The 22,806-nt window shown below is 62.5% G+C and carries 22 protein-coding genes, 1 tRNA gene and 4 pseudogenes; 10 read left to right on the top strand and 17 right to left on the bottom strand.

Annotated features, from left to right (window positions below; translation table 11 throughout):
• Window positions 1–3: 3 nt before the first annotated feature.
• Window positions 4–546 carry a PadR family transcriptional regulator gene (locus tag AC1MCD_RS08695; RefSeq protein ID WP_498678249.1) on the bottom strand — a complete coding sequence of 181 codons (543 nt, stop codon included), beginning with the start codon at window positions 544–546 and terminating at the stop codon, window positions 4–6.
• Window positions 547–631: 85 nt separating this feature from the next.
• Here AC1MCD_RS08695 and AC1MCD_RS08690 point away from each other — a divergent pair, with 85 nt between their 5' ends.
• Window positions 632–1,159, top strand: coding sequence for a DUF427 domain-containing protein (locus tag AC1MCD_RS08690; protein WP_498677665.1), 528 nt, complete (start codon window positions 632–634; stop codon window positions 1,157–1,159).
• 72 nt (window positions 1,160–1,231) lie between these two features.
• On the opposite strand, the pseudogene AC1MCD_RS08685 reads toward AC1MCD_RS08690, so the two are convergent.
• The 6 genes and pseudogenes from AC1MCD_RS08685 to AC1MCD_RS08660 all read right to left on the bottom strand — a co-directional run bounded on the left by AC1MCD_RS08685 (window position 1,232) and on the right by AC1MCD_RS08660 (window position 6,696).
• Window positions 1,232–2,259 (bottom strand): annotated as a pseudogene (locus tag AC1MCD_RS08685) (NADPH:quinone reductase).
• Between the two features lie 53 nt (window positions 2,260–2,312).
• The gene (locus AC1MCD_RS08680; RefSeq protein ID WP_498678246.1) at window positions 2,313–3,779 is read right to left on the bottom strand and encodes an MFS transporter; all 1,467 of its coding nucleotides are present in this window, start codon (window positions 3,777–3,779) and stop codon (window positions 2,313–2,315) included.
• A 123-nt stretch (window positions 3,780–3,902) separates the two neighbouring features.
• Window positions 3,903–4,565, bottom strand: coding sequence for a DUF2182 domain-containing protein (locus AC1MCD_RS08675; RefSeq protein ID WP_498677663.1), 663 nt, complete (start codon window positions 4,563–4,565; stop codon window positions 3,903–3,905).
• A 105-nt stretch (window positions 4,566–4,670) separates the two neighbouring features.
• Complete coding sequence (locus tag AC1MCD_RS08670) at window positions 4,671–5,276, bottom strand: DUF1326 domain-containing protein (RefSeq protein ID WP_498677661.1); 606 nt, start codon at window positions 5,274–5,276, stop codon at window positions 4,671–4,673.
• Between the two features lie 138 nt (window positions 5,277–5,414).
• A complete protein-coding gene (locus AC1MCD_RS08665; RefSeq protein WP_498677658.1) occupies window positions 5,415–6,203 on the bottom strand; it encodes a hypothetical protein in 789 nt (262 codons plus the stop codon).
• Window positions 6,196–6,696, bottom strand: a complete 501-nt coding sequence (locus AC1MCD_RS08660) for a DUF1801 domain-containing protein (protein ID WP_498677654.1) — start codon at window positions 6,694–6,696, stop codon at window positions 6,196–6,198. Before AC1MCD_RS08660 ends, AC1MCD_RS08665 begins: the two co-directional genes overlap by 8 nt.
• A 296-nt stretch (window positions 6,697–6,992) precedes the next feature.
• On the opposite strand from AC1MCD_RS08660, the gene AC1MCD_RS08655 reads away from it, so the two are divergent.
• The 3 genes from AC1MCD_RS08655 (at window position 6,993) to AC1MCD_RS08645 (ending at window position 8,929) form a co-directional block, all read left to right on the top strand.
• Window positions 6,993–7,358 carry a ribosomal maturation YjgA family protein gene (locus AC1MCD_RS08655; RefSeq protein WP_498677653.1) on the top strand — a complete coding sequence of 122 codons (366 nt, stop codon included), beginning with the start codon at window positions 6,993–6,995 and terminating at the stop codon, window positions 7,356–7,358.
• A 67-nt stretch (window positions 7,359–7,425) separates the two neighbouring features.
• The gene (locus AC1MCD_RS08650) at window positions 7,426–8,019 is read left to right on the top strand and encodes a hypothetical protein (protein WP_498677651.1); all 594 of its coding nucleotides are present in this window, start codon (window positions 7,426–7,428) and stop codon (window positions 8,017–8,019) included.
• Between the two features lie 268 nt (window positions 8,020–8,287).
• Window positions 8,288–8,929 carry an alpha/beta fold hydrolase gene (locus tag AC1MCD_RS08645; protein WP_498677649.1) on the top strand — a complete coding sequence of 214 codons (642 nt, stop codon included), beginning with the start codon at window positions 8,288–8,290 and terminating at the stop codon, window positions 8,927–8,929.
• Between the two features lie 44 nt (window positions 8,930–8,973).
• Here AC1MCD_RS08645 and AC1MCD_RS08640 read toward each other — a convergent pair whose 3' ends face one another.
• Window positions 8,974–9,177: a hypothetical protein gene (locus AC1MCD_RS08640; RefSeq protein ID WP_498677647.1), complete on the bottom strand. Its 204-nt coding sequence runs from the start codon at window positions 9,175–9,177 to the stop codon at window positions 8,974–8,976.
• Between the two features lie 722 nt (window positions 9,178–9,899).
• On the opposite strand from AC1MCD_RS08640, the gene AC1MCD_RS08635 reads away from it, so the two are divergent.
• Both AC1MCD_RS08635 and AC1MCD_RS08630 read left to right on the top strand, forming a co-directional pair.
• Window positions 9,900–10,517, top strand: coding sequence for a helix-turn-helix domain-containing protein (locus AC1MCD_RS08635; RefSeq protein ID WP_498677645.1), 618 nt, complete (start codon window positions 9,900–9,902; stop codon window positions 10,515–10,517).
• A gap of 102 nt (window positions 10,518–10,619) precedes the next feature.
• Window positions 10,620–11,048: a hypothetical protein gene (locus AC1MCD_RS08630; RefSeq protein WP_498677644.1), complete on the top strand. Its 429-nt coding sequence runs from the start codon at window positions 10,620–10,622 to the stop codon at window positions 11,046–11,048.
• Window positions 11,049–11,492: 444 nt separating this feature from the next.
• Here AC1MCD_RS08630 and AC1MCD_RS08625 read toward each other — a convergent pair whose 3' ends face one another.
• Entirely contained in the window at window positions 11,493–11,882 is a 390-nt protein-coding gene (locus tag AC1MCD_RS08625) for a hypothetical protein (RefSeq protein ID WP_498677642.1), read from the bottom strand.
• Between the two features lie 224 nt (window positions 11,883–12,106).
• A pseudogene (locus tag AC1MCD_RS08620) lies at window positions 12,107–12,256 on the bottom strand (thymidylate synthase); the annotation flags it as partial.
• A 53-nt stretch (window positions 12,257–12,309) separates the two neighbouring features.
• Between AC1MCD_RS08620 and AC1MCD_RS08615 the strand changes: the two are divergent.
• A complete protein-coding gene (locus AC1MCD_RS08615) occupies window positions 12,310–12,738 on the top strand; it encodes a ketopantoate reductase family protein (RefSeq protein WP_498677640.1) in 429 nt (142 codons plus the stop codon).
• Window positions 12,739–12,783: 45 nt separating this feature from the next.
• Complete coding sequence (locus tag AC1MCD_RS08610) at window positions 12,784–12,930, top strand: hypothetical protein (RefSeq protein WP_498677637.1); 147 nt, start codon at window positions 12,784–12,786, stop codon at window positions 12,928–12,930.
• Between the two features lie 1,642 nt (window positions 12,931–14,572).
• Here the strand turns inward: AC1MCD_RS08610 and AC1MCD_RS08605 are convergent.
• Together AC1MCD_RS08605 and AC1MCD_RS08600 are read right to left on the bottom strand one after the other, a co-directional pair.
• Window positions 14,573–14,716, bottom strand: coding sequence for a hypothetical protein (locus AC1MCD_RS08605; RefSeq protein WP_498678508.1), 144 nt, complete (start codon window positions 14,714–14,716; stop codon window positions 14,573–14,575).
• A 16-nt stretch (window positions 14,717–14,732) separates the two neighbouring features.
• Window positions 14,733–14,848, bottom strand: a pseudogene (locus AC1MCD_RS08600) (IS3 family transposase); the annotation flags it as partial.
• A gap of 253 nt (window positions 14,849–15,101) precedes the next feature.
• Between AC1MCD_RS08600 and AC1MCD_RS08595 the strand changes: the two are divergent.
• On the top strand, window positions 15,102–16,391 hold the full coding sequence (locus AC1MCD_RS08595; RefSeq protein ID WP_498677636.1) for a hypothetical protein: 1,290 nt from the start codon (window positions 15,102–15,104) through the stop codon (window positions 16,389–16,391).
• Window positions 16,392–16,495: 104 nt separating this feature from the next.
• Here AC1MCD_RS08595 and AC1MCD_RS08590 read toward each other — a convergent pair.
• From AC1MCD_RS08590 to AC1MCD_RS08575, 4 genes and pseudogenes are all read right to left on the bottom strand, one after another.
• Window positions 16,496–16,778 (bottom strand): annotated as a pseudogene (locus AC1MCD_RS08590) (IS701 family transposase); the annotation flags it as partial.
• A gap of 1,017 nt (window positions 16,779–17,795) precedes the next feature.
• Window positions 17,796–17,894 (bottom strand): CGNR zinc finger domain-containing protein, encoded by a 99-nt coding sequence (locus AC1MCD_RS08585; RefSeq protein ID WP_498678244.1) that lies wholly within the window; start codon window positions 17,892–17,894, stop codon window positions 17,796–17,798.
• Window positions 17,895–17,952: 58 nt separating this feature from the next.
• Window positions 17,953–19,269 carry a hypothetical protein gene (locus AC1MCD_RS08580; RefSeq protein WP_498677634.1) on the bottom strand — a complete coding sequence of 439 codons (1,317 nt, stop codon included), beginning with the start codon at window positions 19,267–19,269 and terminating at the stop codon, window positions 17,953–17,955.
• A gap of 1,069 nt (window positions 19,270–20,338) precedes the next feature.
• Window positions 20,339–20,420, bottom strand: a tRNA-Leu gene (locus AC1MCD_RS08575).
• A gap of 202 nt (window positions 20,421–20,622) precedes the next feature.
• On the opposite strand from AC1MCD_RS08575, the gene AC1MCD_RS08570 reads away from it, so the two are divergent.
• The gene (locus tag AC1MCD_RS08570; RefSeq protein WP_275213687.1) at window positions 20,623–21,228 is read left to right on the top strand and encodes an ANTAR domain-containing response regulator; all 606 of its coding nucleotides are present in this window, start codon (window positions 20,623–20,625) and stop codon (window positions 21,226–21,228) included.
• A 59-nt stretch (window positions 21,229–21,287) separates the two neighbouring features.
• Here the strand turns inward: AC1MCD_RS08570 and pyk are convergent, their stop codons facing one another.
• On the bottom strand, window positions 21,288–22,772 hold the full coding sequence (pyk, locus tag AC1MCD_RS08565) for a pyruvate kinase (RefSeq protein WP_498677633.1): 1,485 nt from the start codon (window positions 22,770–22,772) through the stop codon (window positions 21,288–21,290).
• Window positions 22,773–22,806: the final 34 nt, after the last annotated feature.

Raw genomic sequence — 22,806 nt, 5'->3', positions numbered from 1 at the left:
TCGTCAGTCCTGGGCGAGGATTGAGTACAGCCGACGACGTGCCTCGTCGAGCACCTTCACGGCCTCCTGCACCTGCTTCGGCGAGCCGGTGCGACCCACTTGGGCTGCAGCCTGTGCGAGCTCGATGCCGGCCTTGGGCAGCGCCGCAAACCCTGGTCCTGACTCCGAACCAGTTGACTCCCACAGAGCTGACGCATCGGCGCCCGCTACCTCTTCCCGGCCTGCTTCGGTCAGCGAGTAAATCTTGCGGCCGTTGGATTCCTCGGCGCTGATGAACCCTTCATCGGCCAGCAGCTGCAGCGTTGGGTAGACCGAGCCGGCGCTCGGCTTCCAGCTGCCACGGCTGCGCTCCTCGATCTCACCGATAATCTGGTAGCCGTGCATCGGCCGCTCCGCGAGTAGGGCCAGTATCGCCGACCGCACTTCGCCTCGACCCGCGCGGGTGCCCGAGCGCTTCTCAAACCTTGAACGCAACTCCTCAACGGCCTGCCACATGCCGTCAATATTGGGGCCGCCAAATCCGCCCGCCGGGTAGGAATTATGCATCATGGCTCTCCTCTTCGAGTCGCGAACGATAGTCAACGATACATCCGTTGTTCCTTATACCGATAGGGGATGTCACCATGGAGACATGACTCCTGCTCACGGTTTCTCCAGCCTCTTCCGGCGTCCGCAGCCCATCAAACCCAAGGCCGGTCAAGAATCGGTGTGGGACTACCCGCGGCCGCCACGGGTCGAGCCGCGATCCGAACGGATCGTCGTGCGGCTTGGCGGGGAGGTAATCGCCGACACCACCGATGCCCTCCGCGTCCTTGAGACGAGTCATCCGCCTGTCTACTACTTACCGCTGAATTCCTTCCCGGCCGGCGTACTCGTCCCGGTCGAGGGGACCAGTTTCTGCGAGTTCAAGGGAGAAGCGCACTACTTCGACGTTGTTGCCGGCGGAATCGCCGTTTCTCGTGCCGGGTGGACCTATCCGGAACCCACGCCGGGTTTCGAAGCGCTCAGTACCCGAGTGGCCCTCTACCCGGGACACATGGACTCCTGCGAGGTCAACGGTGAGCAGGTGACGTTCCAGGAAGGGGACTTCTACGGCGGATGGATCACCAAACAGATCGTCGGTCCATTCAAGGGTGGCCCGGGCACGGCCGGGTGGTGAGTACTCGTATCAGTGCAGGCCGCCGGCACCTCCCGGCATGCCGACTCAGACGCTGGACGGCTCGTCAGGCGGCTAGCTCGCCGCTGCCACATCGATCAGCACCTTGCCGACGATGCTCTCTTCAACCGCCGTGTGTGCCGCAGCCGTTGCGGCGAGGTTAAAGCGGTGCAGCGGCAGGCCTGCGGCTTCTCCTACCGGAAGGGCGCCGTCGGCGACGGCCGCATTGATGTCCTCGGCGGCGGCGTGCACCGCCTCCATACCAACGGTGTAGAGCAGCACGAACTGGTAGCGGATGTTGAGGCTGAAGTGCCTGCGCACGTCCAGGCTCAGGTGGTCGCCGCCGTTGTTGGCGTAGACCGCGACGGAGCCGCGGTTCCGGATGACTGCCAGGTCGAGTTCTGCGCCGGCGCCACCTCCACGATCTGATCTACACCGTTGGGGGCGATCCGGCGGATTTCCGCAGCTGCGTCGGTGTCGCGGTAGTTGATCACGTGATCGGCGCCGGCGGCCGTGACCAGCGCCGCCTTCGCCGGCCCGCTCACGGTCGTGATCACAACGGCGCCGGCCCACTTGGCGAGCTGGATCGCCGCATGGCCCACGGCGCCGGCACCTCCCGCGACGAGAACCACTTTCCCGTCCAAGGCTCCCGGGTGCAGCCGCCGCGGTCCGTCCTCGGCGATCGTTAAGGCCCGGTGCGCGGTGATCGCGGGGACGCCCAGGCTTGCGCCGACGTCGAACCCGGCGTGCTCTGGCAGCGGAAAGACCCGTTCGGCCGCCAGGACGGCGAACTCCTGGGCTGTCCCGCCGTCGCCGCGCTGGTAGGCGGCCAAGGCCAACCAGACCCTGTCACCGACGTGGAGGTGCTCGACGCCGGGGCCGACGGCGTCCACCACACCGGCGCCGTCTTGATTGGGCACGACTTCCGCGAACGGCAGGGGCTCGCCCGCTTTGGCGCCGCGGCGCGACTTCCAGTCGGTGGGGTTCACCCCGGAGACCATGATCCGCACCCGTACCTCCCCGCGCGCGGGGTCGCGGATGTCGCGGTCAACGAGCTCAAGGACAGACGGGTCGCCGCTGGTGCGGTAAACAATTGCTTTCATACCCAAAGCCAACGCGGGCGCGGACCGAAAATTCCCGCCGGTACCGGGTTGTCCTAATCCTGTGCAGGTGCCGTACTGTGCTCAGCCTGAGCCGCAGCGTCTACGGCAGGGCGGGCGGTGGCCGTGCTGTCTGTTACGGGCATCGCCACAACAGCCACGACCGTGAGTACTGCGGCGGCCAGTACAGCCAGGAAAACAGCCCCCGAAGCGGCGACGACGGTGTGCGGATCCGTGTTGCCGCCAGGAGTGCCCGCGTAGATCGCATTGGCACCCGCCCCGAAAACCGCGACACCGATGGAACTGCCGATCGACCGCGCGAAAAGATTGGTGCCGGTGACAACTCCGCGCTCGTTCCAGTCGACGCTGGACTGGGCGGCGATGAGGCTCGGGGTGGCCACCAGCCCCAGCCCTAGCCCTACGATGAAGCAGCTTGCTGCGGCCAGGAGAACGTTGGGTGTGGAAGCGGTGAGGGCAAGTACCGCTGTACCCAGGACCGTGATGGTGATGCCGATCATCGCGGTCTTTCGGAAACCCAACCGAAGATAGAACCGGCCCGATTGGGACGCACTGATCGGCCAGCCGATCGTCAGTGCCGCCAGTGCGAGCCCAGCCAGAATCGGGGAGGTCGAGAGGGCCCCTTCGAGGAAAGTCGGAACGTAAGAGGTAAGGCCAAGCATGACCGCTCCAACGCCAAAGGAGATCAGCGCTGTCGTCGCCAGCAGTCGCCGGGAGACGACCCACGGCGGCAGGACCGGCTCCGCGGCCCTCCGCTCGACGAGGATAAACACGGCGAACAGGAGTGCTCCGCCGGCGAACACCGCAATGCTGATGGCAGAGGTCCACCCCCAAGTCTGGCCGCCTTCGAGGGCCCCCAGAATGACCAGGGTCAGCGAGGCCGTCAGTAGTGCTGCCCCCAGATAGTCCACCCGGTGCCTGGTGCGCTCGACATTCTCGTGGAACGTTCGGAGCAGCATCCACCCGGCCAGGAGGCACAAGGGGATGTTCACGAGGAAGATCCCTCGCCACATGCCCAGTGCGGAAAACACGCCGCCAAGCGTGGGGCCAACAACGGAGGACACCGCCCACACGCTCGCAAGGTAGCCTTGCACTTTCGCCCGCTCAGTCAGCGAATAGATATCGCCAGCGATCGTGATCGCCATTGGTTGGACTGCTCCCGCACCCAGGCCCTGCAGGACACGGAAGGCGATGAGCGCCGGCATGCTCCATGCCAGGCCGCACAGGATCGAACCAAGCAGGAATAGCCCGATACCGATCAGAATGATCGGTTTGCGGCCGACGACGTCGGAGAGCTTCGCGTAGACGGGCACCGCCACAGCCTGCGCCAACAGGTATGCGGAAAAGAGCCACGGGAAAGATGCGAACCCGCCAACGTCGTGCACGATCGACGGCACCGCCGTCGCAACGATAGTCGAATCTATCGCCACCAGGCCCGTCGAGAGCATCAAGGAAACCAGTATGGGACCGCGCTTCGAGCGGAAGCCGACCCCCTCTGCAGGCATTGTCGTCACGTAATCTCATTCCCGTTGTCATCACAGAGCGCTGCGCGCAGACCTCATCCGGCTAGTCGCATAACTGCTTGGCTCAAGAGAATAATCCCGGCCACCCGTCCGGGGTCCGCCTGATTACATGGGCGCGGCCATGAAAAGCCCCGGCAGAAGCTCCGGGTGAGCCGGAACGAAGAGCGCGAAAACGATCAGTGAGACGCCAGTGATCCGACTGAGGACGGGCCCGTGCTTCCACGTCTTCTCAAGGAAAATAACTACCGTAAGCACCGCCATCCATGCCAGGTTCATCACGCCGACAGCAATGAGCACCACCATGAGCCCCCAACAGCAGCCCACGCAATACACGCCGTGGTACATGCCAACGCGGACATCCCGCAGGCGGCCCTTGTACCCGGATACGTGCAACAGGAATGCTACGGGCGATCGGCAGTGCCTGAGACAGAAATCCTTCAAAGGGGTCAACTGGTAGGCGCCGGCCGCCGCGAGCACTCCGGCTCCCACCCACGGTGCGATGTCCGCCGCGTCCTCAGCCATCAGCGCCGTGAGCGAAGCGGCCGCGAATGCAACCACTCCGAATCCGACCCATGTCAGCAGGTAACCGCCGAGCAGGCCTGTGGTCCGGAGGGCCCGGATCCGCTGGCTGCGGACCGCACGGATCGACCTGAGATATGTCGAAGTGAGCGGTGCCAGCGCCGGCAGCATCATGGCTGTCATCATCAGCGCCCACACCCCAAGGAAAGCCCAGAGCCCCAGCCCCATGGTCCCCGGGGCTGCGGACATGCCGGCGAATCCTGAGACGGTGTAATACCACGCCAGTGCGGCGCACGCGATCAACGCCAACTCCGCGGCATGGCGGCTGACTGACAGGCCGCTTCTGCCCGCCACCTACGCGGACCAGGCGAAGGGGGCCGAGAAGGAGTTCTTCCCGGCGTTATCCCAGGTCATCCCGAACACGTCGACGCGGGCGGTGCTGGATGTGCCCGCCGCCAGAGTGTCGGCCGGGAATCCGGCCCCGCTGACTTTGATTCCTTGTCCTGTGGGATCCAGGCGAGACACGAAGTCCTCGACCACCATGTCCACGGCACTCCCAATGCGGACCCGGTGGACACGGCCGTCGTCGGCGTAGGCCATTTCCAGGGATTCCATTCCCGCCATTTCACTGATCAAGGGTGCGAGGCCGGCCATCGGTCCGCCGAGCTGTCCGCCGAATACTCCACCGAGCGCTTCTGCCTGCTCAGCCGAGGCAGCGGCATCCAGCAGAACTCCAACCTTCCAGCCCCCGTCACCCATCACCGCCGGCGTATCGACCACGACGCAGACTGTCAGGCCGCCGACGTCGACACCGTTCACTTCGCCGCTTTCCACATGGAACGCCAAGGCCACGTTGCAGCGTTCATTATCCGCCGGAGCGGTCAGCCCTGAAGTCAGACACGGGCAGACCATATCGCAGTTGCAATTCTCAAAATAGGTACCCTCCACATGCCACGGCATTTTGGGCTCCTTTCGAAGAGGCACCCCCCAAAATTAAAGTCTCCTCGCGGCCCTGGGCAGTGTCAACGGTCCAAAAGCCATGCCGACGTCCGGGTAGTCCAAGAACTTCTGGAGGGCGCTGCCGGAGGCTGTGGGTCCTCAGGCGATGACGTTGAGCGTGAGTTCCACCGCGCCGAGGAAGAGTGCCAGGACCGATGTGCCAAGCCCCGCCACCAGAAGCAGGCCAGGGTGCGCGAGACCCACCACAACACGCCGGAGTTGGGGCGAATCCCGCAGGAATTTCTTGGGCAGCCGCGAATCTTCCGGGCTCTGGCGCCAGCCGCGGAGACGGCGCAGGAACCACGCGCAGCGCACAATAAGCGCCATCCACAACACGGACACAACCAACGGGACCGCCGCCAGGAGCAGGTTGAACCCCAACGACGTCACCGCACGCTCCGAGTTCCCGGCCAATGCCTGCACTGTTGTGGAAATCGAGGCGCTGGCCACCACGGAAAGGCCCCACACCATAAACGCGGCCGTCAGCGCGAGGAACCGGACAAAGAAGTGCGCGAGCACTGATTCCTTCTGGGGCTTGAGGTACCGGCGCGGGGTCGCATGGAGCACGGCCACAGTGCAGGCCAGTGTGGGCAGGGCAGCCATCCCCACAAACACGTACCAGGTCCAGCCGGCCAGGTCCACGAACTCGTCAACAATGATCAGCAAGGCCCAGAACCCGGTCCAGGCCCAGCCTGCATGCAGCGGATTGCGGACTAGCCAGGCGGGCAGCCGCTGCGGCACCGGGACAGTCAGCACGGAGGAGGGCCGGGAAACAGGATTCCCGGCCCTCTTATGTTCGGGTGCAACAGCAGCAGGACCGGCGCCCACCGGGCCGTCCGGCAGGGCCCCCGCGGTGGCGTCCGGCGGGTCTTGTTCCCCTTTAGCCATGCTCCTTCTTGCCCCCGACACCCGGTATTGACGTAACCTGTTTCATCCACGCCGCAATCTGGTGTTCATCGATGTCGTCCAAGGATTCGAGCTCCACGCCCCGCGTTGACTTGCCCATCCCCACCGGTGTCACCGGCGGTACAGGCTCGAGCGCCACGCCATTGATGAACATGAGTTTGACGTGTTTAGCGAAACCGCCGCAGCTGAAGCACCACCCGTCGCCGACGCCGTAGTACGACATGCCCCACTTCACTGAGCGCCGGAGGCCGGGCAGCGTCCTTGCCGCCAAAGCATCGACCGCTTCGGCAATGCCGCGCTGCGGCTGCGGCAGGCTGGCGATGTATGCGAAGACCGGTTTGTCCCCCACCGCCGCTTTCGCGGGGCTGGCCCTGCCGGTCATGGCTTCCGGCAGAGTCGTTGCGGCATCGACATGTGCCGCAGTGCGCGCGGCCGGCTGTCGGGCTTCCCTCTCACCGATCTCCCTGCTGGTCATGGAGAGTATTATTGCGCACCCACCGGGAGAAGGGGCAGCGATTATTTCCGATCCAAACGGCCACCCACCAAGCCTCAAGGCCCGAGAACGCGAGAGTCTCGGTAATCCTGAATAGGACACTGAGCTAGGCTGAATGCGAAAGTCCCCTTGCTTCCGCTGAGGGAAATGCAGCTTCGAAAATGGGGGCTTGGAGCAATGATCTGTCCGGGAAAAGCGGCGGTGCTGGGGCTGTGAGCCGCTTCGTCGTACTGGGGCGATTGAGAACTAGACGGGTCTTGCTCTGCATCGCCGGGCTGATGAGCATTGTGCTTGGGTTGAGCATTCGCACGCTCAGCGATGCAGCGTGGACCGGCCCTGCGGGTGATGGCCTGTACGCGGTTCTGATCTATATTCTCGTGGCCATCCTCATTCCGGCGAAGTCCAAAGTACTGATTGGAGCCGCGGCCCTGGTGGTCTGCGTGATGATCGAACTGTTACAGCTCACTGGCCTGCCAGCCGAACTCGGAGAATCCTGGCCACCCATTCGGCTAGTCCTCGGAACCACATTCGGCACTGCGGACTTGTTGGCCTACGCCGGTGGTGCTGCCGTCGCCTATGCGGCGGATCGGACGACAGCCATGGTGGTGAACCGCGCTGGCCATCACCCAGTAACGGCTCGGTAACGGGGTGACTGCTGTACTTGCTGTAGCCGCTTGCGGCCCCCTCCCCCAGAGCGAAAGGATCAACGTGATGTCCTCCGAAGGTGAAGCGAGCAGTGCTGCGGTCGTCATCCAGGTTGGCGACAGCAAGCCAGAGGTCCACGACGGTGTCTCGACGGAAGAAGTCGTCGATATCATCGCACGCGCTGACGAGGGTATCGCTCAGCGTCTCAGGGCCGCAGAGGATCGGGTGAAGGCTATCCGTGCGGAGGTGGTGGGCGATCCCGACATGACCGTGGAGTACTTCCTTATGCAGCGGGCGCAGAGCCGCGTAGGTGAGCTTCTCAGCCACGACCTTGAACATTTGGAGCCCGAGGAGCATCGGGCCCGGGTGGACCAGTACCACCGATATGCCGAGGTCGGATCGGCGCTCCTCTACCGCGATCGCGACTTCCATGGCGGGTCGAAGTTCTTTACCGTCACGTGGCCGAACTTCAAGTGGTGGCCTTACAAGTTCAACGACGCTGCGTCCTCGGCCAAGGCATGGGGCGGCAACATCCTGTTCCAGCACACGTGGTACGGGGGTCGTCGTCTCTACCTAATCGGGCTGCCGTATGTCGAGTTCCCCGATCTTGGCCGCTTCGAATTCAACGATACGGCCAGCTCATTTGTGTCCTTGCCTTGATGTCTGCCTGCCAAGAACGAACTCTCTAGAGGCGAGGGCCGGCCCTCCGTCTTGCGGGGTGAGTGCAGGTGAGCCGCGACGAGGCCCACGCTGTCCGGATGAAGGTGACGGCCACCGAAGTGCCTGTGCATTACGCCGAGTACGGCAGCGGCACACCGATTCTCGCCCTCCACGGGGCCGACGTGGATCATCGCGAGATCGCTGGCGTCCTTGAACCGGTGTTACCAGGATTCCCGGGTTTCGGCGCCTGTATCCGGACCTGCCGGGGATGGGCGGCACCCCCGCGCCCGAGACGGTCCAGAGCAACAATGACGTGCTGGACGCCCTGATGGGCCTGATCGACAGCACCATCGGTGCTGAGCCGTTTCTTGTATTGGGTCATTCCTACGGTGGGTACCTCGCCCGGGCGATCGCCAGCCGGAGACGCGGCCGGGCCATCGGGCTCGCGCTAGTCTGCCCCGTTGGCGCGCAGACGCGTGACGTGCCCGAGCACCAAGAATTTGTTATGTTGGCTGATCCGGCCGGCGTACTGGACCCGGATCTCGCAGCCACGTTCCGCGGCTACTTCGTGGTGCAAACGGCGGAAACACTACGCCGGTTCCAGGAGAATGTGGCTCCCTCTGCCTCCATCGTTGACGAAGCAGGCCTTACGCGGATCTTTTCGAACTGGGAGTTGGCGGACGGGCCCGAAGCCGCGGCACCCTATCCCCATCCAGTGCTAATCGTTGCCGGACGCCAGGATGCCACGGCCGGGTACACGGGCCCGTGGGAACTGCTTGACCACTACCCCCGCGCTACCTTTGCCGTGCTCGATCGAGCCGGCCAAGCGCTTCTGCACGAACAACCCGGCCTGGTGCGGGCACTCGTGGCCGAATGGTTGGCGCGCGTGCGCGGGCAGTCAACAACCTGACCACCCGTCCCCCGGGTGTGGCCGGCGCCTGTGTACCTGGGCGGCTAACTGGCTGGCGCCACCACGTCCTCCAGCACTGACCTGTCGAAAAAACGGACCTCGCCCGTTGCCTCGAAGAACACCGGAACCACTGATGTACTCGGGTCCTTGGACGTTTCGTAGATCTCGGCCGCGCTCCCGTGCTTCCTGGCAATTGTTCCAACCAGCTCGGTACCGCGAACCCGGACGGTTCGAAATTTGTAGCTCATGGTGACCCCTTCGTCGGCTAGAGCAAACCCTACCCCTGAGACTTCGCCTTTTGTGCGGTTGGCTGTTAACGGCACCAGCACCAACGGTGGCGGTAGCCTCGGATGACTCTTCCAGCGAAGCAGTCAAAGTACCGGAGGTACCGCTGGTGCAGGGCCTGTCCACGTCACTCATTCTGATCGCCTTGCTGGCGACTCACAGACCAAAGCGCCGGAGGAGAGCAGCCGCTGCCGGGGACTACAGCTCGCTTGGGTGTTGAGGGAAAGCTGTCTGTTCGGATCAGCCCCGCACCTGCACAGGGAAAACACGTATCCGAGGTGGGACTCGAACCGGGTTCCACCCCTTGAAAACACTGGGAAGTGCCGGAAATATGCGGAATCCGGCACAGTCCGGCAGCTGTACGGCTCAGTCCGACGGCCAGGGTGTCCACATTGTGAACACCCTCTTTTTTGCTTTGAGGCAGTACACCGGCACACGCTAGCGACCACCGAACCACCACGACGAGTCACCAGAACCGACACTCCCCGAGCCACGAGAATCGGCTACCAATCGAGGGTTCAGACGCATCACGTGCTCCCTTCCATTCGCCGGCTATTTCCTACTTAGCTCATGGGGCATTGGACGACACAGGACATGACCACCCCCGACCGAACACGAGGCCTGCCCAGCAATGACGTTCGTGTCACCATTCGGTGACATACTGGATACAGCACAGGAGGATGCAATGACGTTTGAGACCATCAAGACCCCTGCAGCGGCCGGTGCCATCATCCGCGCCCGCCGCACAGCCAAGGGGCTATCCCAGCAAACCCTTGCCGACATGGCCGGAGTGTCACGGAAGTTCCTCATCGATCTCGAAGCCGGCCACGACCGCGCCGAACTCGGCAAAACCCTGACCGTCCTAGCCGCCCTCGGCCTATCCTTGTCCGCCACAGATCCCATCCCTCACGGAAGCGACTTCGACCCGGCACGGCGCGACTACGCCACAACCTTTAGCCGGCTTATCGCCGAACGGGACTTTGAGTTCGCCATCAAAATGCTCGCCGACTACGCCACCGCATCCCTCACCGCCGGCACCCCGCTGCTCCAGCACAGCCCCCGTCTCAAAGACCCGCACTGGTCAGCAGCCCTCGCCGGAATCACCAACTACACCGCACACCGCCTCGGCCAACCCGCGCCATCCTGGACACGCCGGATCAAGCCTCTCGACGCGGCATGGATGCCTGCAGAGTCCTACCGCACCATCCGAACATCCATGAAGGAACTCACACGCAACGAGACCCCGCCGGAACTCGCCGCTTTAAACGTCTTCATCCGCGAACGCAGCCTGGCCACCGCATGACCGGCGGAGAACTCACCGACGCACAAATCCGCGCACTCCTCCGTGAACTCGGCCGACGCATGCAGGCCACCGGCGCACACGGCGACGTCAAACTCGTCGGCGGTGCCGCCCTCATCCTCCAAGGCATCGGCAACCGACCCACACACCATCCACACCGTCGTCGCCGAAATGGCCGTCGACTACGACCTCGCCCCCGACTGGCTCAACACCAACGCGGCAGCCTTCGTCCCCGAGAACGCCACCTGGGTCAACGTTGAACAGCTCGACGGACTCACCATCCAGGCCGCAGACACCGAAACGCTCCTGGCCATGAAAATAGCCGCCGAACGCGACAAAGACACCCTCGACATCGTCGGGCGCCTGCGCCGACTCAACATCACCAACGCCACCGACGCCGTCGACCTCACCTACGACAAATACGGCGAACACTCCCTCCCACTCGCCGCAGGCCGGGACAACTACCTCATCGTGGTCGAAGACGCCCTCGACGCAGCCACCACACTCGGATCCAAGCCCGAACCCAACGAATAGCCCGTTCTTAGAGACTGTCAGAATAACGGTGGATTCACCGCTAGCTACGGGACGTTGGTATCTCGGTCAGGGCCCGTCGGGACCACACCGTGGTGTACGTAAAGACGGGCACGGGCGTGCTTGAAGTCGCAGGTTCTGCAACAGGACTGAAGGCAGTCGGGATCTATCCAACGGAAGAAACGCAGCGCACCTGACTAGAGGCGCAGAAATAACAGGCTCAGCAGTGAGGTCTTGAAAACAGGATCCTGGAGGAGAGCTGAGACGCTGCCTCTACACGACGAAGGCTCCGTCCCAGAATGGGACGGAGCATTCGCAGAAAAGCCCTTCGCTAGCCACTAAGGTGGAGACACAATTGCGAGTCCAACTTTCGGGGACCACTTCATGGTGTGCGGGCCTTCTTTTTGCCGGAATCTGGGCTAGGGGGCGCAGATGCCGAACGGGGCATCAAACTCGGACTAGCTGGTTGACTCCAAGGACAATCAGAGAGGGTTGCCAAGCGAATCCCTTGTATGTTCCGCAACGCAGGTCCACGATGTCGGTGTCACGTTCCCCGACAGTCAACGCGCCCTGGAGAGAAAGGACCTGAGATTGGCCGCCAGTAACGCGTACCTCCACCTGATCGATTAGGTTCCCGCCGTCCTTGGACGTCAACCACCCTCCGGCAGTCTGCGGGGCGCTGTCTGCAATCCAGACCACCGCCCGACCAAAAATGAGATAATTGCCGGGGCCGACCTCGATCCGAAGCATCACCTCGTCTTTATTGTCATAGAGCTCCCGCCTATTCAGCGGTGTGTGACCCGTATCTTCTGCAATCTGTGCAATTCCGGTGGCCATCAGCGTCCCTTTCGTGAAATTTCATTCCAAGTTGCTCTGCAGGGAACCGGATGGAAATGAAACTAGGGATGCGGGAACGCGGCCACTTACTGCTTGGTTATTAGGGCGCTACGCCTTTAGAATCTTCCAACACTCCAGCTCCGTGGGCCATCAGGCATTCCAGCGTTTAGCTTACTTGCGAGCTGTAAGAAAACGTACGAAAAGCCGACCCCGTAGTTGCTCCTTTCGTTCCAGATCCGCACGCCGCGTTCCTGGAGCCATTTCACGTTCGTCTCAACGCGGAGGAACCAGAGCGGCTCGTACGCGGCTGAGGGCCAGCGAACCTTCTTGGTCCAGATGAGCTGGAAGCCTTTCGCCAGGTCGAAACGGAGCCGAGCGCACGATCGGCGCCGCCCTCGGCATCGCAGCCAACATGTATGAACCCGGCGTGGTCGTTCGTCAAATCCCGCCGGCAGGAACGTGGTTCACCGTGGGCTCCTACGACGGATCCAACATCGAGGGAGTCGTGCAGGTGGCGGAGGTGCTCAGGGCCGCGGGAACAGTGGAAATCAGCCGGCACATTAGGTCGTCCAAATGGATGAAGCTGATCGCCAACATTCCGGAGATGCTGCCGTCAGCCCTGGTAGGGCTTCCACTGACGTCCGCCGTCAAGCTCGACGGAATGCGCGAAGTCATGGACGCGGCCGGCCGCGAAGCCTACCGCCTGGCCGAGGACCTCGGGATCACCATGCTCCCGATCTTCGGTCAGACTGCGGACGAAGTTCCGGCCGATGACCAATACGCAGTTGATCTCCTAGACGCGGTTCTCGCGAGCTACTCACTCCCCGACACCAAGGTGGCGGTCCTGCAGGATTGAGAAAAGGGCCGACGGGCGGAACTCGACGGATTCAGCGGTTACATCGTGGCCAAAAGGCGTGAGCTGGGCAGTTCGGCACCCGTCAACGAAATCATTCTCGATGTCGCGGAACGTATTGAGCGAGGTGAGCTGACGCCCAGCGCGGAGAACGTCCCGCTCCTGGTAAAGGCCTTTACGGCAATATCCGACTAGCGGTTCAACGAAGCCAATCCTGGGCTCGTTCGAGAGGGCGGAACGCAAGGCGTTCCGCCCACTCCCGCATTTGAATCATTTGTTGTTTCTTATTGCAGTCGCTGGCGTCTCCCAGAACGCAGGGGGCGATCCACCGGTCTCGACTCCCATAGGGTGGGAGACCAAAAGCACGTGATCGCCGATCCAGCGATGCGTCCGAACCCCTCTGATCAGCTTTTCGAAGATTCTGCACCGTGCGACCGCGTGGTGTGCCGCCGGCTGTGCATCACACCACTTTGCGGACGCTGAGACTGTCGCCGCCGTAGAGGGGGTCGCCGATGTGGTGGTGCGACTGCACGAACTACCGCTAGCACCCTAAGATGCAAATCTCAGGCACCCAATCGGAATCTTCTCAGCGTTTATGATGACTGGATGTCACGCAGCGCCGGGCATGTTCCGAGCCGAAGAGCGCTTCCGCCCCAAAAGAAGAGCGCTTCCGCCCCAAAAAAGGTGGCTGGTCACCCAGTTAGCCGTGAGTCCAGACGCGGACCGGCCATGACGGATCACCCAAACCAGGACAGTCACCGGAAGAAGAGTCCGGATCCCACACACCTCCACGCTATCGACGGCTCGCACGCCGGCCACAGATAGAGGTTCACACTGACAGGAAACGTCCATCGACACAGACGAGCCAAGCGCAAAATCATGTCTCTTGAAGCAGAGAACTTCATGAAGTAGTGAAGGGAAAACCATGGGAAGGGACCAAAATCCACGCCGAAAAGCCGCCCGTGCACAAAGGAGTGCACAATGTGCACACCCCCTTTGGCCGGACAAATACACGAAGAGCGGACTCTGTCTGGTTGGCAGAAAACACCCGTCGAGGAAATACCTCGAAGAAGATTCTGCTTCGTCATGTCGTCACCACAGCTCCTGGCCATGAATAGGTGAAGGCCAACTACTGACCAAAGGAACAGCCAGAAAGGACAGCACAAAACCCTAGATTCCAGCAGACGGAGGGCCCACCAGCCAGGACCCTGACCCCGCCATCCACACAACCGAACAGGCGACCACGGCGCCAGGCGCAGACCGCGGCCAGTGTCAGAGGAACCCGCGGAGGGAGAATGTCCACACATTAAAGCAAAAACCCCTCTGACGAGGGGTCATGCTGTGCCCGAGGTGGGACTCGAACTGCATTCCGAGCCCTTGAAAACACTGGGAACGCGCGAAAACACGCTGGATCCGAAGCGGTCCGGCCATTCTACGACCCAATCCGAAGCCGAAAGTGTGCACTTTGTGCACACCCCAAAATTTGCCCTTCTGAACACTCGGCAACCGCGCCCCCTCACTGAGGGAACGCGGTTTGTCTTGCGTTGGCAGTACTGCGACGACGGACGGGGTCGCCCCGTCCCACGTTCCGGGTGGGGCCTCCCCCCAGGGGGAGGGAGCACTCAATGGCTGGCATAAACGGTCAACAATGGAGACATTCACGTGGCGACACCTCCTTCACCCATTTCATGAGTTCTGGGGCGGGTAGACACATGACCAGGCAAAAGGATGATGCGGGCATCCGGCCTCGCACCAGGACCGGTGCCGGATGTAGCGGACGCGCGCGGCATTCCGGCACATGAGCTAGCACCACTAACTCGGCCACAGAATTACCTGGCTACCGTTTTACGAGGTGCGCAGCAATCATCCCCGCACTGTCCTCCAAACCGATGTCGCCGACGGCAACGCCCACGACGAGATCGAACGCCCCATCAGTGCTGAAGTCATGCCAGAACCCGTTGATCCAGAGCATCAAGACCATCAGCGTCCACGGAGTCCGCTAGCGAGAACTTCATCCGCGAGCCCATCGAGAAGCCAAGAATGCTTCCCGTGTCGACGTCCTTCACCCCACAGAGATAGAGCTTCCCTTCGGCAGCGGGTGCTCGGTAATGTCCACCGGCTGACTTTCGCGGCCCGCCCCGGTGTTCGTGGCGACCCTCACGAACATCTGCCCGAACGGGCACGCCATTCGAAGTGAGCGGGTGCAGACTCGGTAGGTGCGAACATACGAAGGTGGTGCGCGCCTCTCGGCCGACCATGTCGTCTCGGTCCGGGTGCCTGTCGCTCCGCCTCCGTCGGTGTTCGTGAGCCCAACGAGTGCACAGGCGGCGCTTCTCAATCTCGGTCGCTCGGCAGGGAACCGCGCCGTGACCAGCCTTGTCCAGCGGCAGGTGGCCGGCGCACCCCTCACCCCGTCGAAGGCGAAGCGGAACCTCGGCAACCACCAACTCGACGCGCCGGCATCCCTGGACGAGATCCAAGCCCGCGCCCGTGGGCCCGGCCCAGCCTTCGAGTACCTTGAGCATCTTGCCAAGTGGGGAGCCCCGCGAAAGGTGCCGAATCCAGAGGGGATTTCTGGCGAGCAGGCGTGGGCGATTGACTTGACTTCCGACCAGGCGAGACAGCTGGCAAAGGCGGGCAACGTGCGACTGGAGCACCGCGGCAAGAAGGACGTGCTGGCACATCCCAACATACGATCGATCACCGCGATCTACACGAACGATGGCCGCTCGCCATTCCCGAACATCGGCGGTGGCAGCGACCAGGAGCTGACAGCTGGCGTCCGTATCGAGGTCAAGTTCGACAACAACGCGAAAGGCTGGAAGTCGGGCAGCTACAACTTCGAGATCTGGACGCCCCTGAAGGGCGGCGCCCCGGAGAAACACCCTGGCAACCCCAAGGGCCAATACCCGAGCCCGGCTGGCCGCGATTCCGGGGGCTACAAGTCGCCGATCTTCGCCGAGCTCATCTACAGCATCACGGGCGCCGGATCGAGCGAGCTGATGCTGGTCACTCGCGCCGGGGCCAACCATCTCGCGATGGGTGAGTTTGGACAGAACCGGCTCGTCCACTCGACACTCGGAATCCCCTGGTTCGACTGGGAGACCAAGCCGGCGGAGCTCTACGCGGCGATCGGGCTTCGCGGTTCGACGGAGCTCTGGCGATGGGCGTCGAACGCCAACTTTGAGGAAGCGCATTTCAAGTTCAGCCTCACGGGTTCGGGCGACGCCATCGCCGGCACCCACGAGTCGCAGATGGGTGCCGGACTGATACTGAAAGTAGAGTCAGTTGTGTTTAAGATCGGCAGTAGTACGAAGGTTTCGGTTGAGATCAACGTTGGCGCAGACGGCCGCGTCGAGGCACGCTACCGCGACTTCGGGGGATCACGGGCCGGTCTTGAGGGCGGCGGGACGATCGAGGGCCGGATCCACCTGCGCGACGTACGACTGGGCGACCTCGATATCCCGGTCTTCGACCAACTCCTCGAGAAAGTTCCCGACTTCGATGCGTCGATCATCATCGGCGGGCATTCGAAGCAATCGACATTCGCTGAGTCGCAGACGGTTGCGGGTGAGGATCGACCGACCCTAACGGGCGCCTGGGCTGGCCCGGGCAGCAAAGGCCAGGGCTGGTTCGGCATCGAAGTTCCATTCTAGTAGTTGGTTGGTGGTGCGTGTTGGCAGTAGGGGCAGCGGCCGAGCTGTCGGGTGAGGAACAGTTCGAGTTCCCAGGAGACCCCGTCCAGGCTCAGGCTGCCCCGGCCGCTTTTGGGGCGGCGAGGCGTTTCCTCCTGATAAACAGGTGTGCCGGGGACGAGGGTGACGTCGTGGTGGAATCCCGGGAAGGACCGTCCTTCGAAGTGGGAGAGGCCAGTCCGGTTTTCAGTTCGCGGTAATCGTGTTCGATGCGCCACTAGATTTTCGCCAGCCTGACCAGGGTTCTGGTCGGTGTGTCGGCGGGCAGGTCGGAGAGCCAGTAATCGGTGGGTTTCTTCGCGCCGGGGGCCATTCGGCGATCAGCCAGGCCTCGGGTAGCGATCCGTCATCGCCGAGAGCGATGCGTCGGCTGGCGCGCTTAGCCTAGCCTCAGGACTCACGACGCGACCGCAGTAGTTGGCGTAGTGCCGTTCTTAGCGCAGCTAGACTCGCCAGATGGGGGCACAAGTGACGAGAATAGTTGATGAGTGGCCATGGAATCGACCTTGGTCTTGGATGTTCTTCATCGCCCCGGTCGTCCTGTTCACGGGATCTTTATGGATACCGGTGGGGAGTTGCGCCGCATACACCGGTGACTTCCAGGGGACACCTCGTGTTATGTGGGACCTGTAGCGGCTTCGCTACAACGTGGGCCATAACCGCTGTTCTCTCTTGCTGGTGGCCGGCTTCGCAGCCGGTTTAATTAGAGCCCTCATCCGCGGTCACCGAGCACTCAGAAACAATTCCTAGCAGGGACCGGCACTCTGGTCCTCCCTGAGGGCGAGGCGTACTTCAACAAGCGTTGACTCTCGCTTTCACTCTGCCCGTCGTGAGCCGGATGGTTAACCTTCACCCGTCGGCGGAGCCCCTTTCAGCCCGGTAAAGATTCCCGAGGGATGCACCTTGGGAAACCCACGAGGATCCCTAAACTGTGATGCATTCTCCGGGCGCACAACTACGTGTCGAAGACTGAAGCGGATGGGGCCAGAACGTGCAGTGCATTCAGCATGACGCTGAATGATGGAAGCAACCACCAGGTCATATTCTGGTTCGGTCGGCGGGCTGTACATATTGGGTGGCGGCTCTCGTGGCGGCTCCGGCGGTTCTACCTCGCAGCTTTCGTGGCGTTCCCCTTCGCGTGCGCGGGACTGTACACAGGGCTCCCGCTCATGAAGCGTCGAAGGGCAAAGTAGGTCTCCACGACCCAAGGCGGGCCGGTGGCCGGGACGGGGCATCGGCGTATGGGGTTCCCGAATCGGTGCAGCGATACAGCCCGCATACGCCGAGATGGTGGGTAGTGATGTCCCTTAGAGCCTTATTCCGCTCCGTTGGCCGTGCGAGGTTGCGTTGCCGCTGGTAGTTCATCTAGGTCCGGTTGCCGCAGACGTCTGTTTCGCACCACCGCGCCGTCCGGGGCTTGGACGCGTCGAAGAAGATCCAATGACAGTCCGCGGCGCCGCACATCTTGAGCCGCAGCCATGTCCCGGTGGCCCCACGGATCAGAGGGGGATGCAATCACCGGCTACAGGGTGTTCTTCTTCGCCCACTGCTCGATCTTCGCCAGGGCCTCGGCCGTCTCGCGTGCAGAATCGCTCAGCGCGGCGAGTGTGACCTCGGGCGACCCGGCAGCGATCAACTCCTTCGCAATCTTCATCGCCTCCGGGTCGGTCGCCTCGATGCCCATTTCGGCGAGCACCTTCTTGATGTCGTCGGCGCCCTTCTTGGCCGCTTCCTTCGCCGCACGGGACGCGATGCCTGGAGCGTGGATGAGCGCCACCAGCACCGTGTACTCGGCCACGATCTTTGAAATAGTCTTCGCCGTCACCTTCGCACCCTGCGCGAGCGCCTTCTCAAAGGCGCCCAAATACCCTTGCCTGCCGAGAACCCGACCCAACAGATAGGCGATGTCCTCGCCTTCAACCCCGTCCGGAAGATGCACGATCAACTCTTGGAAACAGTGCCAAAAGATTTTGTCGTACAGGGCCGGATACTGCGCCTTGAATTGCGCACGCGCCGCGAGGAACTTGGGCAGCGCGGCGCGGACTTTGTCTATAGATTCCTTGTTCTCAACGATCGTCGCGATGGCTTCGAGGATGCCCAAGGCGAGCGTGCCGTACCACGGAACAAAGAATGCGATGAGAAACGCGAACTCCATCTTTGCAAGCGTGACCATCCCCTCGGCGCGCTGGGCACCCTCGGCAAACGCTTGCAGCCACATGTCTCGCACGAAGTCCGGTGCCCACATGACGAACAGCGCTGGGCCCTCTGCGTAATGCACGGAAGTCGCAGAAACGCTGACGAGGATCTTCTTCCCAACAGTCGAGCCCGGTTTAAGTTCGATCTCCCCGCCAACGCCGCCGTCTACCCTGACCGGCGCCGAGTCCTTGAGCATGAGTGCAGAGGTCCTGATCGCGTCAGGCCCAAGTGCGACCAGTTGGGCACCCTTACCTGGCGCCGCTGCTGGCGGCGGCAGTCGCTTGAGCATGGGTCCGCCGAGCCTGGCTTCCCCGGACGGTCCGAACTGCTGCCGTGCCTGGAAGATGCCCTCGGTCAGCTCACTCGTCTGCCACTTGGCGACGCGATCCGCGATTCCGGGGTCGTCGTACCCGTTCAGGTACATGATGATGTCGTGCCAGTTTCCTTCGCGGTACGAACGATCGTAATTGGCGTTCAACAGACCGATCCGCAGCGCCTCGCTGTCGACTTTTTGGAACGTCTGCATCATTATTGCCGACTGGGTTCCTGGAGCGACTTGGGTCGCGTAGATCGCGGTGGCGACCTTGATTCGATCATCGTGCGACGTCTTCTTCAGCTCGGCATCGACAGCCTTTTCGTCCATCGCGCGAAGCTCGACGACTGTCGCCGCCCGGCGACTGCCCGTTATCGATCCCGCTGGCATTGTCACCGGACCATCTCGCTGAACCCCTACAGCGAGGCTGGCTCCTTGGCGATCTGTTTGAGAGCGATGCGAATCGATAAGACGTGTCGTCGCGCGGTTACCCGCACTACGCTGGAGCTGTCGCAATTCGCGACCAATTTCACTTGAAGTCACCGTCGTTTCGATCGACTCCGGGGTCCCGATCGATCGCTGTCGCACGGCCGGCTTTTCGTCGGATTCGACGCGACCCGGTTCGACACCCATGGGCACCCATGTCCCTCCGCTGACGCCCGGAACGAGCCCTATCCGCGGTCCGACTGGCGCGAAAGGCTGTTGCTCGATCCGTCGGCACTGAAAGTGTGTACTGTCAGCGAGGACCGGCAACAGGTTCACGCGGCCGTCGAATCACGCAGGGCCAATTTCACCTAAGGGCAAGTGTCGGACCCTCTATCGCCTGTCAACGGCCAAGGTTGGGTAACCGTAGGACTTGGGTCGAGGATCATGCTGAGGTACACCACAACCTGATGTCTGCAGCGAAGCGAAAGGCTATCGGAATATCGTCCGACGATGTAAGCCGCAAAGTCATGTCGCCTGAAAAGGAGAACTGCATGAAGTGGTGTCGGCAGAACCGGGAGGAAAGGATCAAAATGCGGGTCGAAAACCGTCCGTGCACAATGCGCACCCCCTTTGGCCGGACAAACATGCGATGAGCGCACTCTACCTGGCCCGTACAAAGCAGCTCCGAGGAAGACACTCGAAGAAATTCGTCTTGGTCATGTCGTCACCACAACCTATGTGCATGAATGAGTGACGGCCAACAACGGGCCACAGAAACAGCTAGTTAGGACGGCACATACCCTAGATTCCAGCAGGCGGAGGGCCCACCAGCCAGGACCCTGACCCCGCCATCCACACAACCGAACAGGCGACCACGGCGCCAGGCGCAGACCGCGGCCAGTGTCAGAGGAACCCGCGGAGGGAGAATGTCCACACATTAAAGCAAAAACCCCTCTGACGAGGGGTCATGCTGTGCCCGAGGTGGGACTCGAACCCACACACCTTTCGATACCGCATTTTGAGTGCGGCGCGTCTGCCAATTCCGCCACTCGGGCGCGGAATACGTGGTGCAAACCGGTACGCCCACAGCTGATTGTGAGCAACGCGATCGCTTCACGTACGCGGAATTACTCTACATGCAGATAGGCTAAATTCCAGAATCGCGCCGCTGAAGCCGCAATAGACCATGCAGTTCGAAGTACGGCCGCGGGCGCACCTAAAATGGTGATGTCCCCCGTACCTTTCCAAGGAGATCCCGTGACTGAACCGACGGAGTCAAACCCCACGTCCCAGCCGGCGCGCCGCGTCATTGTGGCCGAAGATGAAACCCTCATCCGGCTCGACATCATCGAGATCCTGCGCGGTGAAGGGTACGACGTCGTGGGTGAAGCAGACAACGGCGAGAAGGCCGTGCAGCTCGCCGAAGAACTCAAGCCGGACCTCGTGCTGATGGACGTGAAGATGCCCGTCATGGACGGCATCACCGCAGCCGAGAAGATCGTCAAGGCCCGCATCGCCCCCGTGGTCCTGCTGACGGCGTTCAGCCAGAAGGAACTCGTGGAGCGCGCCCGCGACGCCGGCGCCATGGCCTACGTGGTCAAGCCCTTCACCCCGGCGGACCTCATCCCCGCCCTGGAGATCGCCCTCTCCCGCCATGAGGAGATCAAGGCTCTCGAAAGCGAAGTCTCGGACCTGCAGGAGCAGTTCGCCACCCGCAAGCTCGTGGAGCGCGCCAAGAGCCTGCTGACCACCAAGATGGGCCTGACGGAGCCGGAAGCGTTCCGCTGGATCCAGAAGACCTCCATGGACCGCCGCCTCAGCATGCGCGAGGTCGCCGAGACCATCATCAACCAGGTCAACTAAGACTCAGGACAACGAAAAGAACCCCTGCCAACCGGCAGGGGTTCTTTTCGTTTAACTCGCTAGGACGTCGGCCAGGGGCCGAGCTTCTCGCGAGGAGCACCTTCGGCGCTGTCGCCAAGGCTGCCGGCGTCTGCGAAGTCGCCCACCCTGTGCGCCTTCAGGATGTTGGTGGACCCAGCCTTGCCGGGAGGCGAACCGGCGGCGATGACCACCAGGTCGCCATCTTTCACCAGCTTCATTTCCAAGAGGCTGCGGTCCACCTGGGCGGTCATCTCATCGGTGTGGCCCACCATGGGGACCAGCACCGGCTGGATGCCCCAGGTCAGCGCCAGCTGGTTCCACACATGCTCCACCGGGGTGAAGGCGAACACCGGCCGGATGGGACGCAGGCGGGACAGCCGGCGTGCGGAATCGCCGGACTGGGTGAAGGTACAGATGTACTTCGCTTCCAGCTGGTCTGCGATTTCGACGGCGGCGCGGGTGATGGCGCCGCCACGGGTCTTGGGCTTTGTCCCCAGCGGAGGAACGCGCTCCAGGCCGTGGACCTCGGTGGATTCAATGATCCGGGCCATGACCTTGACGGTCTCGATCGGGTACTTGCCCACGCTGGTCTCACCGGAGAGCATGACCGCATCCGCACCATCAAGGACGGCGTTGGCGCAGTCAGACGCTTCCGCGCGGGTGGGGCGCGGATTGTCGATCATCGATTCGAGGACCTGGGTGGCCACGATGACCGGCTTGGCCCAGCGGCGCGCCAGTTCGATGGCACGCTTCTGCACGATCGGCACTTCCTCCAGGGGAAGCTCCACGCCGAGGTCGCCACGGGCCACCATGATGGCATCGAAGGCGTCGATGATCTCGTGGAGCTGCTCCACAGCCTGCGGCTTCTCGATCTTGGCGATGACCGGCACCCGGCGGCCTTCTTCGTCCATGATCTCGTGCACGCGGGTGATGTCCGATGCGTCGCGGACGAAGGACAATGCAACCATGTCCACCCCGCGGCGCATGGCCCAGCGGAGGTCGTCCTCATCCTTCTCGCTCAGTGCGGGAACGTTGACGGCAACGCCGGGCAGGTTGATGCCCTTGTTGTTGGACACCATGCCGCCGACAGTTACCACCGTGACGACCTTGACGTCGTCCACCTCGGTCGCGCGCAGGGCGACCTTCCCGTCGTCGATCAGCAGGGCATCGCCCACCTTGACGTCCTCGGTGAGGCTCTTGAGCGTGGTAGAGCAAATCTCCTTGGTACCCGGTACATCCTCAGTGGTGATCGTGAAGACGTCACCCTCGGCGAGGGCGTGGGGGCCGTCCACAAAGCGGCCCAGCCGGATCTTCGGGCCCTGCAGGTCAGCCATAATGGCCACCGGCTTGCTCAGCTGGGCTGCAGCCTTCCGGACGTTCTCGTAGGTGTTGTCATGCACGGAATAGTCGCCGTGGCTCATGTTCATCCGGGCCACGTCCACGCCGGCTTCCAACACCGCCAAGGTGTTCTCAAAGCTGGCAATTGCCGGGCCAAAGGTGGCCACAATCTTAGCGCGTCTCATATACCTACCCTAATAGTGTGCTGCATTGGTTAAG

Source organism: Arthrobacter sp. BF1, from assembly GCF_056680215.1.
This window is presented reverse-complemented; position numbering and strand designations above follow the sequence as displayed.